General features: G+C 61.0%; 11 protein-coding genes. 6 read left to right on the top strand and 5 right to left on the bottom strand.

The window, feature by feature from the left end; all coding sequences use genetic code 11:
* Positions 1 to 55: 55 nt before the first annotated feature.
* Positions 56 to 1,057, top strand: coding sequence for an Ldh family oxidoreductase (locus tag RHIBR816_RS0109510; RefSeq protein ID WP_018236293.1), 1,002 nt, complete (start codon positions 56 to 58; stop codon positions 1,055 to 1,057).
* A gap of 511 nt (positions 1,058 to 1,568) precedes the next feature.
* On the opposite strand, the gene RHIBR816_RS0109500 is transcribed toward RHIBR816_RS0109510, so the two are convergent.
* Positions 1,569 to 2,570, bottom strand: a complete 1,002-nt coding sequence (locus tag RHIBR816_RS0109500) for a glycine betaine ABC transporter substrate-binding protein (RefSeq protein WP_026186809.1) — start codon at positions 2,568 to 2,570, stop codon at positions 1,569 to 1,571.
* A 340-nt stretch (positions 2,571 to 2,910) separates the two neighbouring features.
* Between RHIBR816_RS0109500 and RHIBR816_RS0109495 the strand changes: the two genes are divergently transcribed.
* A complete protein-coding gene (locus tag RHIBR816_RS0109495; RefSeq protein ID WP_018236290.1) occupies positions 2,911 to 3,963 on the top strand; it encodes a proline racemase family protein in 1,053 nt (350 codons plus the stop codon).
* 195 nt (positions 3,964 to 4,158) lie between these two features.
* Here the strand turns inward: RHIBR816_RS0109495 and RHIBR816_RS0109490 are convergent, their stop codons facing one another.
* Genes RHIBR816_RS0109490 through RHIBR816_RS0109480 form a run of 3 tightly spaced genes read right to left on the bottom strand, consistent with a single transcriptional unit; the run spans position 4,159 to position 6,439 of the window.
* A complete protein-coding gene (locus RHIBR816_RS0109490) occupies positions 4,159 to 5,181 on the bottom strand; it encodes an Ldh family oxidoreductase (RefSeq protein WP_018236289.1) in 1,023 nt (340 codons plus the stop codon).
* Positions 5,182 to 5,202: 21 nt separating this feature from the next.
* Complete coding sequence (locus RHIBR816_RS0109485) at positions 5,203 to 5,400, bottom strand: tautomerase family protein (protein ID WP_018236288.1); 198 nt, start codon at positions 5,398 to 5,400, stop codon at positions 5,203 to 5,205.
* A gap of 10 nt (positions 5,401 to 5,410) precedes the next feature.
* On the bottom strand, positions 5,411 to 6,439 hold the full coding sequence (locus RHIBR816_RS0109480) for a proline racemase family protein (RefSeq protein ID WP_018236287.1): 1,029 nt from the start codon (positions 6,437 to 6,439) through the stop codon (positions 5,411 to 5,413).
* A gap of 190 nt (positions 6,440 to 6,629) precedes the next feature.
* Here RHIBR816_RS0109480 and RHIBR816_RS0109475 point away from each other — a divergent pair, with 190 nt between their 5' ends.
* Entirely contained in the window at positions 6,630 to 7,313 is a 684-nt protein-coding gene (locus RHIBR816_RS0109475) for a GntR family transcriptional regulator (protein WP_018236286.1), read from the top strand.
* A gap of 50 nt (positions 7,314 to 7,363) precedes the next feature.
* Here RHIBR816_RS0109475 and RHIBR816_RS0109470 read toward each other — a convergent pair whose 3' ends face one another.
* Positions 7,364 to 8,242 carry a LysR substrate-binding domain-containing protein gene (locus RHIBR816_RS0109470; protein ID WP_018236285.1) on the bottom strand — a complete coding sequence of 293 codons (879 nt, stop codon included), beginning with the start codon at positions 8,240 to 8,242 and terminating at the stop codon, positions 7,364 to 7,366.
* A gap of 157 nt (positions 8,243 to 8,399) precedes the next feature.
* On the opposite strand from RHIBR816_RS0109470, the gene RHIBR816_RS0109465 reads away from it, so the two are divergent.
* The 3 genes from RHIBR816_RS0109465 to RHIBR816_RS0109455 all read left to right on the top strand — a co-directional run bounded on the left by RHIBR816_RS0109465 (position 8,400) and on the right by RHIBR816_RS0109455 (position 12,143).
* Positions 8,400 to 9,638 (top strand): aromatic ring-hydroxylating dioxygenase subunit alpha, encoded by a 1,239-nt coding sequence (locus tag RHIBR816_RS0109465; protein ID WP_018236284.1) that lies wholly within the window; start codon positions 8,400 to 8,402, stop codon positions 9,636 to 9,638.
* Between the two features lie 5 nt (positions 9,639 to 9,643).
* Positions 9,644 to 10,705 (top strand): hybrid-cluster NAD(P)-dependent oxidoreductase, encoded by a 1,062-nt coding sequence (locus tag RHIBR816_RS0109460; protein WP_018236283.1) that lies wholly within the window; start codon positions 9,644 to 9,646, stop codon positions 10,703 to 10,705.
* 157 nt (positions 10,706 to 10,862) lie between these two features.
* The gene (locus RHIBR816_RS0109455) at positions 10,863 to 12,143 is read left to right on the top strand and encodes a Xaa-Pro peptidase family protein (protein ID WP_018236282.1); all 1,281 of its coding nucleotides are present in this window, start codon (positions 10,863 to 10,865) and stop codon (positions 12,141 to 12,143) included.
* Positions 12,144 to 12,173 lie beyond the last annotated feature (30 nt).

Below are 12,173 nucleotides of genomic sequence, written 5' to 3'. Positions count from 1 at the left end.
GGCGGGCCCCATATGCCTTTTTACCAAGCAAGAAAAACTGGATTGGAGATTCAGCATGTCAGATGAGGTCTCACTCGGCTTGGCGCAAGCAGAAGAACTGGCGAAACGCGCTTGCCTGGCGGCCGGCGCCAGGGAAGCCACCGCCCGCTCACTCGTCGACGCAACCCTGTCGGCGGCGCTCTACGGCCCTCCCGTGCTCGGATTTCCGCACATGGTGGATTACCTGAACAGCTTCCGCGAGGGGCGTATCAACTGCGATCCGGCACCGACTCTGCAACGCCCGTTCCCGGCCTTTTTCGTTTGCGATGCCGATCGGGGTATCGCACAGCTCGGTTTCGATCGCGCCTTCAAGGATCTGGTCGGGGCGGTGCGGCAATTGGGGGTGGCGGTCTTCACGCAGACGAACAGCTACACCGCCGGCGAACTCGGCTACTTCGTGCGAAGGCTCGCGGCGGAGGGCATCGTCGGCATCGCAGCGACGAACGCCAACGCGATGGTGGTCGCAAAGCCTGGCGGACCCGCCGTCTACAGCACCAACCCAATGGCATTCGGCTTTCCGCTCGGAGAGGGTTCGTTGCCGTTGATCATCGATCAGGCGTCGAGCGCGACCGCCTATGTCAACATCGTGGCCGCCGCCGCCGAGGGCCGCACCATCCCCGAGGGGTGGGCCGTCGACGAAAATGGTGTGGCCACCCAGGATGCCACGAAGGCCCTCGCCGGCGCACTCCTGCCCTTCGGCGGTCGCAAGGGAGCGAACGTGGCGTTGATGGTGGAAATGCTGTCGGCCGGGCTGTCCGGCGGGCCGTGGTCGTTGGACACGGCCGATTTCATGTCGGGCACAACGTCTCCAGCGGTGGGCTTGACGGTGGTCGCGATGCTGCCGGGTCCCGCCGGTGCTGATCGTGTCGGGCGTGCGCGCGAACAAGCTGCCCGGCTCCAAGGCCACGGCGTGTTCGTGCCGGGGGTAAGCGGCATCCAATATCCGCGGCCCCCGTCGGAGGGCATTCGCATGCCGCGCAGCGTGTACGATAATATCGTGAAAATCGCGGGCGCGTGATGGCCGCCCGCCATCGATTTGGCCGATGGACTTTACCCTTCATGTCACAAGGAAGTGCGAAATGAAAAAGACGACACGACCCGAAGGCGACACTGAAGAACACTCGGATGAGTTGCTGCGGAACTACAGGCCATTGGCCATAAAGGCCGTCTTGGCCGGCTGCGCTGTAAAGCCGGAGCCCCCGAAGCCAGCGCCGCGTAGGCAGGAATCATTCGGTCCTCTGCCGGAGGGCTTCCATATGCCTCATGAGATCGATGACTAGAGCGGCTTTCCGCCCCGCACCCGCACTGACTAGAATTGATCACCTTCATGATTTTAAGTCGACGCGACCTAAAATCATGGGCGACCCGCAGCAGCGCGCAGACAAGCATCGTTTGCCAGCGCTTCCGAGTAGACATAATGCGCGTCGTTTGAGCTCACACGACGCGCATTCGCATTTTGCCGATATTTGCGACTTCGCCATGAAAAGCGTGCGATGCCATTTTGGGGCACCGCAGGTTGCTCGCAGCACCTAAAGGGCGGCTTCGACCTTCTCGGCGATGTCCGCGGGAACCCACTTGGTCCAGATGTCCTTGCTTTCCTCGAGGAAGTGCTTGGCGCCCTCTTCGCCCGTTGCCTGGTTTTCGGTTTCCCAGGCCATGAGCTTGCCGACCGTCGCGTTGCTCCAGCCGCGCGTGTTGAGATACTCCATGACCTCCGGGCTGGTACGGTCGGCGAATTCCTTGGTCACGACCGTATAGACCTTGTCGACGGGCCAGGCGTTCACCTTGGGATCGGGGCACGCCAGATTGGTGATGCAGCGCTTCCATTCCGCAGCGTCGTGCGGGACGGATGCACCGAGCATCACCATTTCGTATTTGCCGAGCAACGATGTGGGAGCCCAGTAATAGGTGATGAAGCCTTCCTTGCGCTCATAGGCCTTGGCGATTGCGCCGTCGAGACCCGCCGCGGAGCCCGGATCGAGCAGCCTGAAGCCCGTTTCCTCGGCTTTGTAGGCCTTGTAGAGCTGAGCGGTCACGACCGTCGCGCCCCAGCCTGCCGCACCGTTGAAGATAACGCCCTTGCTGGAATCCTCGGGGTCGGGGAAAAGCTCCGGGTGCTTGAGCGCGTCGTCGACCGTCTTGATGTCGGGATGGGCGTCAGCCACGTATTTGGGAATCCACCAGCCCTGTACGCCGCCGTCCGGCAAGGCGGGAGCCGCGAACACGATCTTGCCTTCCTTGATGCCGCGCGGAACGACTTCCGGCAAGAGGTCAACCCATGTTTCCGGAGAGACGTCGGGGTCACCCTTTTCGACCATGGAGGTGGTCGTCGGCACGGTGTCGCCAGGTACCGTCTCGACGTTGCAACCGTATCCTTCCGTCAGAATGAATTTGTCCACATAAGCGAGGACTTCGGCGCTTTGGACATTATGGATAACGATACTGACATCGCCGCATTCGGCGGCGTTGGCAGACACTGCTCCACCGGCCAGACCGACCAGCAGACATGTAGACGCAAGCATTCCTCTCATTCTCGTTCCCTTTTATTTGCGGCGTGAAAAAAGAGGACAGGGTGCCGCATTAACCCGTCCCAATAGAAGTCAGCCATTGCTCCCGCGTCGCTCCGCGGATGGCGGAACACCTTCGCCGACAGCGACAAACCCGTTGACAGGAAGGCGATATCGGATAAGAGATATCGTATACTATATCTGAAAGAGCTTGAAAACCCCGGATGAAGCTCACGATCGCAGCGGCCGATTTGTTCAAGGCAAGAAGCGATGGAGAAGCTGGACAGCTTAACGAGCGAGATGCGCATCGTACGCGACTGCTTCGCGCCAATTCGGGTTGTGCAACTTTAGCAGGAAGGACGTTATGGCTTTTAAGAGGACAATCCAGGCGGTCGATACCCATGCGGGCACTCCCATGCGCGTGGTCACCGGGGGTATCCCGCACATCCCCGGAAACTCCGTCTATGACAAGATGAGATGGCTGGAGACCAATGACGACCAGTTGCGCAAGCTTCTGCTTCGCGAGCCGCGCGGATACCCGGCGCACTGCTGCAACATCATCGTGCCGCCCACGCATCCCGAGGCTGATGCCGGCTACATCATCATGGAGCAAATCGAATATCCGATGATGTCCGGAGGCAATACGATCTCCGTGGTTACGGTATTGCTGGAAGTGGGTATGGTGCCGATGAAGGAGCCGGTCACGGAACTCGTCCTTGAGGCGCCCGCCGGTCTGATCCGGATAAAGGCCCAGTGCGAGAACGGCAAAGTCAAGAGCGTCACGTTCAAGAACGTGCCCGCCTTTGCGGCCCATCTGGACGCCGTCATCGAAGTGCCGCAGCTTGGAAAGGTGACCGTCGATGTCGGCTGGGGCGGCATGTTCTACGTCATCGCGGATGTCCGGCAGTTCCGCGGCCTCGAACTGATCCCGGAGCACGGTCGAGAGCTTGCGCGCGTCTCGTCGATGATCAAGCAGGCCGCCATCGAGCAACTGCCCGTTGCCCACCCGGACTATCCGGGAATCGGCATCACCGTTGCCCAGCTTTCAGGGCCGACGGACGACCCGAACGCCGACTGGAAGAACACGGTGACCATGTCATCGGGTGATTTCTCCTGGGACAATCCCGCCACTTGGACAGGGGCGCTGGATCGCTGCCCCTGCGGCACGGGCACCTGCGCAAAAATGGCCGTCCTGCATGCAAAGGGTGAACTACCGCTTCACCAGGATTTTCGGCACCAGGGAATTCTGGGAAACATATACACCGGCCGGCTCGTCGACGAAGCAAAAATCGGGGACAAACCTGCCGTTGTGCCGACCCTCACCGGCACCAGCTGGATATACGGCCTGAATACCATCGTTCTGGACAACGACGACCCCTTTATCGAGGGTTTTACGGTAGGGGACACGTGGGCCTGATTGGACCCCTAGTAAACCGATGCATCACTGCCTGCTGCATGTTTCCCAAATCGCAGACGATTTAAGGATACGACATGCAGTAGGTGACATCGGCCTGATCGTAGCGGACGGCGAAGACCAGGCCATGAACCATCTTCATCGGCCAATCCCGAGCGTCGACTGCGCGCAGGCGTCAAATTGGCGACCTTGCCTCTGTTACTGAGCCAGTGCGACGAGCTCGTCGTATTGCCGCATCGTCAACGGAATGCCGTTCCTCTCCGACTGGGCGCGGGTTTGATATCTGCGATCCGACGGCAGCCGTGCCTGGCCGGCGTCCCTGACGCAGTCGAGCAGGGTCTTCACCCGTTCGGCGAAGGCTCGCGTTTCGCCGCGTGTCGGATCGATGACGATGATGGTCTGCCCCGTCTTCGGCGTTTCAGCCCCTGCATGGGCCGAGAAATCGACCTCGTTAGAGAACTGCCCTCCGGTCAGGGCCGATGCCAGAATCTCGACCATCAGCGAGATCGAGGCACCCTTGTGCCCGCCAAACGGTAGCAGCGCTCCTCCGCTCAGGATCGCGTCGGGATCACCGCTCAATGCGCCATCCGCATCGATTCCAGTTCCCAACGGCACGGTGTGTTTGGCCTTCGCAGCGAGCCTCAAGTCTCCATTGGACATGGCGCTCGTGGCGAAGTCGAAGATCAGCGGCCTGGATCCGGCAACCGGCGTCGCAAACGCCAGAGGGTTCGTTCCAAAGATCGGCTTTCGGCCGCCTGGCGGTGCGACGCAGGCGAGGCCCGAAACCATGGCAAGGCTGACCAAACCCGCGTCCGCGAAGGGTTCGAGGTCGGGCCAGAGTGCGCTGAAGTGATGCGAGTCGCGGATCGCCACCATCGTCACGCCGGCTCTCGCGACGGACTCGCAAATTAGGGGCATCGCCGCCGCCAATGCCGGCTGCGCGAAGCCGTTTCGAGCATCGACACGAATGAAAGAAGGCCCATGCTGCTCAATGGCGGCGACAGCCCTGCCGTCAACCCAACGGCTGTTGAGAGACGCCACGTAGCCGGCAATGCGGAACACGCCGTGGCTCAGCGAGCCATCGCGCTCGCATTGGGCGCAGTTTGTCGCGAGAATTCTGGCGTTCGGGACGGACGTCCCGAAACGAACAAAGATGCGCTCGAGCAGCGCGACGAGTTCCGCAAATGCGATGCGCCTTGGTTCTTCCAGGTTCCTGCTCATCGTTATCCATTCCGCAGGTTGTCATTTCGGCTGCAGGCCGGCATTCAGAGGCTCGCCGGCGACAACCCAATCCGAGGGCGAGACCTCGGTGAAGATCACCGTCGTGGCGCTCGGCTTGATGCCGGCGACCGCCTTGAGCACTTTCGTGATCTCGCGGGCGACCTCGGTCTTGGTCTCGGCGCTGCGGCCAGTCAGCAATTCGACTCTCACGATCGGCATCAGTCGCTCCTCAAAGTTCCATTGGCCAAGTATCGGAGAGCCGATACCCGCCCTGGAAGGGATCGTCGGGATCGACCATCAGCTGCTTGGTGCCGACCACCCAGGCCCGGCCGGAGATGATCGGGCTGATCCCGGGGGTGCCGTTGATGTCGACCGCGCTGTCGATGCTGCAATGGAATTCGGTATCGATCAGCGAGACGCCGACGAAGCGGTCGCCGACCTTCATCTGGCCCTTGGCATGGAGCACGGCCATGCGCGCCGAGCATCCGGTGCCGGTCGGCGAGCGGTCGATCTTGCCGGGGCGGATGGCAACCGCATTCTTGCCCGTCAAAACACCGTCCTTCATCGCCACCGGATTGGTGAACTGGCAGAAGGAGATGTGGCCCCAGTCGTTTGCCGGGTGCTTGAAGCCAAGCTGCTCATTGGCGGCCCTGGTGATCTTCATGCCGGCCGTCGCCAGATCGCGCGCCTGATCGGGCTCGAGCCGGAGGCCGGCGGAGGCCGCATCGACGATCACGAAACTGTCGCCACCATAGGCGGTATCGACAGTCAGCGTGCCTATGCCCTCGACCTCGAGCTTCGCATCCAGCTTGTCCGCGAAGGAGGGAACGTTGCGGACGCGTATACGTTCGGCCTTGCCATTGCGGCATTCGGCCTCGACCTCGATCAGGCCGCCGGGCGCTTCAAGCACCATCCGGGTGATCGGTTCCTGCATCGGGATGATGCCCGTATCGAGCAACACCGTCGAGACGCAGATCGAGTTGGAGCCGGACATCGGCGGTGTGTCGGCCGGTTCCATGATGATCCAGCCCATCTGCGCCTTCGAGTTCTTCGGCGGCACCAGCAGGTTGACGTGGCGGAAGACGCCGCCGCGCGGCTCGTTCAGCACGAAGTTGCGGAGCGTTTCATCCTCGGCGATCCAGCGGGCCTGTTCCCAGAGGGTCTCGCCGGGAGGCGGCGCGACGCCGCCGACGATGACGTCGCCGACTTCGCCTTCGGCATGGCAGCTCACCACATGCACGATCTTGGATGTACGCATGCTCTCCCCTAGCTTTGGCTGATAGTTATAATATCGTATACGATCTACGATGAAAGTCAAGGCGCAGGCACCGGGCCACCGTAACAACGATTTGAGAAGAAAGGGGCCCTCGGCAAGCAATTTCTTGAACGTCGGGATCGTCTACGATATTCCAGCGGAGCTTTCGTCTCGTACGCAAATGGAGCCTGGAATGCCCTTCAACACCGCGCAGGTGACTGATCTCGGGAAAGCGCCGACGGCTTCGGACGTGATCTTGAAGTTTATCCGAGATTCGATCGCTGACGGCTCACTTGATGAAGGAGAACCGATCCGCCAGGACGACGTTGCGCGGCTATTCAATGTCAGCAAGATTCCCGTCCGGGAGGCGCTGAAGCGGCTCGAGGCCGAAGGCTTGGTAGAATTCCACCGGAACAAGGGTGCAATCGTCACGAGTGTCTCTGAGCCTGAGATTGCCCAGATTTTCGAGGTGCGCGCGATCCTGGAATCGAACGCCATCAAACTCTCGATCCCTCACATGACGGAAGAGACCTTCGAAAGGGCCCTCGCCTATTGCGACGCCTTCGCGAAGGAGACCGACGTCGCTCGATGGTCGGAATTGAACTGGCGTTTCCACAGCTGCCTTTACGAGGACGCTCAGCGGCCGTTCCTCGTCAGCACGATCCGCTCCGTGAACGATCGGCTGGAACGCTACCTCAGAGTTCAACTGACGTTGTCGCACGGTCAGCAGACGGCGGACCGTGAACATCGCCAAATTCTCGATGCGTGCCGGGATCGGGATGAGGAAAAGGCGGCGAACCTTTTGTTCGCCCACATCATGAACGCCTGCAAATCCCTCCTGACGCACCTTCCCGGTAAGAAGGTCGCTGACCGATAAGCCCTCCCAAGTCCCAACCTCTTTCACATGACGCGACCCCAACCCCGGCTCTAAGCGGCCTTGACCAGCCAATCCGCAAACAGGCGGGCCTTGGGTGTCGCCTTGGGATGGATCTTCAGATGGAAGGGCACCGGTGAGGGAACGGTGTCGGCCACCAGTTGCACAAGCCGCCCCTCCTGCATAAGGCTCCCAACCAGCCCGTCCCAGCCCAGCACTGCGCCGACATCGTCCTGGGCGGCTTGGAGTGCGATCATATAGTTGTTCACGTAGAAGCTGCGACCTTTCGGGAGCACGCGCCCAACCTCCCGGAACCAGTCGGCCCAGGTCGTCCAGCCGTTTTCCTCGTTGCTCATATGGATCAATGGCGCCTTGAGCAGGTCCTCGACGCCCACAATGCCATGCTGGGCGGCGAAGGCCGCTGTGCCCAGAGCGATGATGCGATCCTGAAAGAGCGTGCGATATTCGACGCCATTCTCCTGCGGATCGCCGTAGTGAATGCTCAGATCGCAGCGGCCGGTCATCCCCGGAACGTCGCTGACAACCTGCGAGACGGTAATCGCGGGATGGATTTTCCAGAAGGCTGAAATTTTTGGGGTGAGCCACAGGGAACTGATTGCCGTGGTCGTGCGGATCGTCACGTCCACCGTTTCCTGGCGATCGCGCAATTGCGTGACCGCCTCTGAAATCGTCTCGAATCCACGCTGGATCGCAAGAAACAGGAAGGCGCCCTTCTCAGTGAGTTCGACACCGCGGCTACGGCGCAGAAACAGGTTGCATCCGAGATCCGTCTCCAGCGCCTTGATCTGGTGGCTGACGGCCGCAGGCGTCACATTCATTTCCTGGGCGGCCTTCTTGAAGCTCGCATTGCGGGCGGCCGCCTCGAAGCAAATGAGAGCGGTCATCGAGGCGAGATCATAGGGTCGTGGCATAGGGCAGCCCCTTCAACGCGCATCTCTCCGGCACCGGCCGAAGCGGTCCGTGAGATTAGTTAAACTAACTCATGATGAAAAAAAGTGCTATTGTCAAAAGGGCTTGCCGGCAAGAAGATTTCAGCACAGTTGAACACAACGAGCATGGAATTTTCCAATGACAGCCCCCTCGCCCTCCCTATATGACCTGCTTGCGCGCCGCGTTCCGGGCTACGCCCTCGAACAGCCGTTCTACACGTCTCCGGCGATATACGACCTCGACCTGGAGCATATCTTCTATAAGGAATGGCTCTACGCGATCCCGGCCTGCCAGCTTTCGAAGGCGGGCAGCTACGCCACGATGCGCGTCGGCGCCTATGAGGTGGTCATCGTTCGCGGACGCGATGGCGAGATCCGCGCCTTCCACAATTCTTGCCGTCACCGTGGCTCGCTCATCTGCAAGGCGCGGCAGGGCCAGGTTGCCAAGCTCGTCTGTCCCTATCATCAATGGACCTACGAACTTGACGGCAAGTTGATCTGGGCGAATGACATGGGGCCCGGCTTCGATGCGTCGAAGCATGGCCTGAAGCCGGTAAACCTGCGCCATCTCGAGGGCCTGATCTACATCTGCCTTTCGGAGACGCCGCCGGATTTCGAAGCCTTCGCGGATCTGGCCCGTCCCTATCTCGCGATCCACGACCTGACCGACGCGAAGGTCGCCTATAGCTCGACCATCGTCGAAAAGGCGAACTGGAAGCTCGTCTGGGAAAACAACCGCGAGTGCTACCACTGCAGCAGCAATCATCCTGCCCTCTGCCGTTCCTTCCCCCTTGACCCGAATGTCGCCGGCGTGTCTCCGGACGGGTCGGTTTCGGATGTCCTTCAGGCGCATTTCGACCGTTGCGAAGCTTCCGGCGCGCCGTCGCAATTCAGAATCTCCGAGGACGGCCAGTATCGCCTCGCGCGCATGCCGCTACAGGAAAAAGCGCTGAGCTATACGATGGACGGCAAGGCCGCCGTCGGCAAGCACCTCGGCCGGGTCGCCCTGCCCGACGCGGGCACGCTGCTGAAGTTCCACTATCCAAGCACCTGGAACCACTTCCTGCCGGATCATTCGCTGACCTTCCGGGTCACGCCGATCGGCCCTTTGGAGACCGAGGTCACCACCACCTGGCTCGTGCACAAGGATGCCGTCGAAGGCGTCGATTACGATCTCAAGCGGCTGACCGAGGTCTGGATCGCCACCAATGACGAAGACCGTGAGATCGTCGAAACCAACCAGCAAGGGATTCTGTCGCCCGCCTATATTCCCGGACCCTATTCGTCGAACCAGGAAAGCGGTGTCATCCAGTTCGTCGATTGGTACGCCAGCTGGCTCGAACGTTCGCTGACGCCTATGCGGCAGGCCGCGGAGTAAAGCGGATGACCGCGTTCAAAAACCTGACCTTCTGGAACGATGCGGAAGAGCTCGAATGCGTCACCCGTACGCCGGAAGCGCCGAATGTCGTGACCTTCAGCTTCCAGAGCCCGACCGGTGCGCTGTTCAACCATGATCCGGGGCAGTTCCTGACACTGGAACTGCCGGTTCCCGGCGGGCCGCTCTATCGTACCTACACGATCTCTTCCGCCCCCTCGCGACCGACGGCACTGACGATCACGGTCAAGGCGCAGGAGGGGTCGATCGGCACGCGCTGGATGCTCGACAATCTGCACAAGGGTGTGCGCATCAGGGCGATCGGACCGGCGGGGAAGTTCTCGATCGTCCATTACCCAGCCGAGAAGTACCTCTTCATCTCCGCCGGCTCCGGCATCACACCCATGGTGGCGATGACCACCTGGCTTTACGATTCCGGGCGCGAACCGGATATCGTCTTCATCAACTGCGCGCGCCGCCCTTCCGAGATCATCCTGCGTGACCGGATGGAACTCATGGCGTCGCGCATCGTCGGCATCGATCTGAAATGGGTGGTTGAAGAGGCCGATCCCTTCCGGCCCTGGACCGGCTATCGGGGGATGTTCAACCAGATCATGCTGGGCCTGATGGCGCAGGACTACCTTGAGCGCGAGGTGTTCTGCTGCGGCCCCGAACCCTTCATGCGGGCGGTGCGCGAGGCGCTTGCCGCTCTCGGCTACGATATGAGCCGCTACCATCAGGAAAGCTTCCAGGCGGAGCCCCAGGACGCCGAGAACATTCCGAAAGATGTCGTTCCAAATGATCGAAGCGAGGCCGAAATCGAATTTGCGCTCTCCGGCATCTCGGCAAAGTGTACAGAGACGGTCACGATCCTCGCCGCCGCAAAAGCCGCGGGCCTGGTGATCCCGTCGGGTTGCTCGATGGGCATCTGCGGGACCTGCAAGATCCGCAAGACCGAAGGGCAGGTGCACATGGTGCACAATGGCGGCATCACCGACGAGGACATCGCCGACGGCTATATCCTCGCCTGCTGCTCCAACCCGATCGGCCGGGTCAGCCTCGAAATATAGTCTTGCCCCACACAAGAGACACACCTGCGGTGACGGCAGCTGGCCCTGGCTTCGCTTGCGTCGCTGCAAGCGCCAGCCGTTGCGATCGCGCCGTGGAGACGCAGCGCGGCGCAAGCTTCACGCCTCGACGCAGCCCCACCCATGAGGACGAGCAGAAATGCACCAGTTCACCACCCTCCGAGACGACTCATTCGGCCAAACGGTGTTCAAGGACGAGAGAAAGCAAGCCTATCTCAACCCGGAAGGCGCGGACAGGCCGCTCAAAAGCCCGGTATCGGCAAGTGTCCTCGACAGCGCCAGGCGCTACCGGCTGGGTCGCCTCAGGAGCAAAATGGCTGAGCATGACTGCTCTGCCCTGTTGCTCTACGATCCGGTCAATATTCGCTATGCCTTCGACTCGTCGAACATGAGCATCTGGACCATGCACAACGCGGCCCGTTATGCCCTGATCCTGGCCGAAGGTCCGGCGATCCTGTTCGAATTCGAGGGCGCGGAGCACCTCAATCAGGGGCTTCCAGGGATCGACGAAATCCGCCCGGCCAAGTCATGGATTTTCTTCACAGCGGGCGATCTGGTCGAGACGCGCCTGTCGGAATGGGCGGACGAAGTTCCGGACATCGTCATGACGGAAGGGCACAATCGGCGCCTGGCCGTCGACAAGCTCGAACCGGCCGGCGCTTTTGCGTTGCAAAGACGTGGACTGGAACTCGTCGACGGCCAGGAACTCGCCGAACGGGCTCGATCGATCAAGAGCCCGGACGAGATCGAGCTGATGCGATGGACGATCCGGGTGTGCGAAGCCGGCATGGCGCGGATGTACGAGGTCTCGGAGCCCGGCCGCACCGAACGGGAGATCTGGGCCGAACTCCACTTTGAAAACGCGCGCAGCGGCGGCGAATGGCTTGAAACGAAGCTTCTCACCGCAGGCGCCAGAACCAACCCCTGGTACCAGGAATGCTCCGACTATGTGATCAAGCGAGGAGAACTGATCTCCTTCGATACGGATATGATCGGACCCTACGGCTATTGCGCGGATCTATCGCGTTCCTGGACATGCGGCCATGTTGCAATGAGCGCCAAGCAGCGGGAACTTTACTCCGCCGCCCGGGAGCAGATCGAGCATAATCTCGGACTGTTGAAGCCTGGACTGACCTTTGCGGAGTTCAACGAGCGGTCCTGGCGGATTCCCGAGAAGTACCTGCCGTATCGCTACACTCTGGCGCTGCATGGAACCGGCATGGCCGACGAGTGGCCGGGCATATTCCTTCATCCGGACTTCGACCGGAACTGCAGCGGAACGATCGAGCGCGATATGGTGCTCAACGTTGAAAGCCTGATCGCCGAAGACGGGTCCGAGAGCATCAAGCTCGAAACGCAGGTGCTGATCACGGCGACCGGAGCCGAACGGCTGGACACGTTCCCATGGGAAGAAGTGTGAAGCGCCCGCGGGATGCGGCGACGGAACAGT

The organism is Ensifer sp. BR816 (assembly GCF_000378985.1).
Lineage (GTDB): Bacteria > Pseudomonadota > Alphaproteobacteria > Rhizobiales > Rhizobiaceae > Sinorhizobium.
The sequence above is the reverse complement of the archived record's forward strand: the minus strand, read 5'-3'. Positions and strand labels throughout refer to the sequence as shown.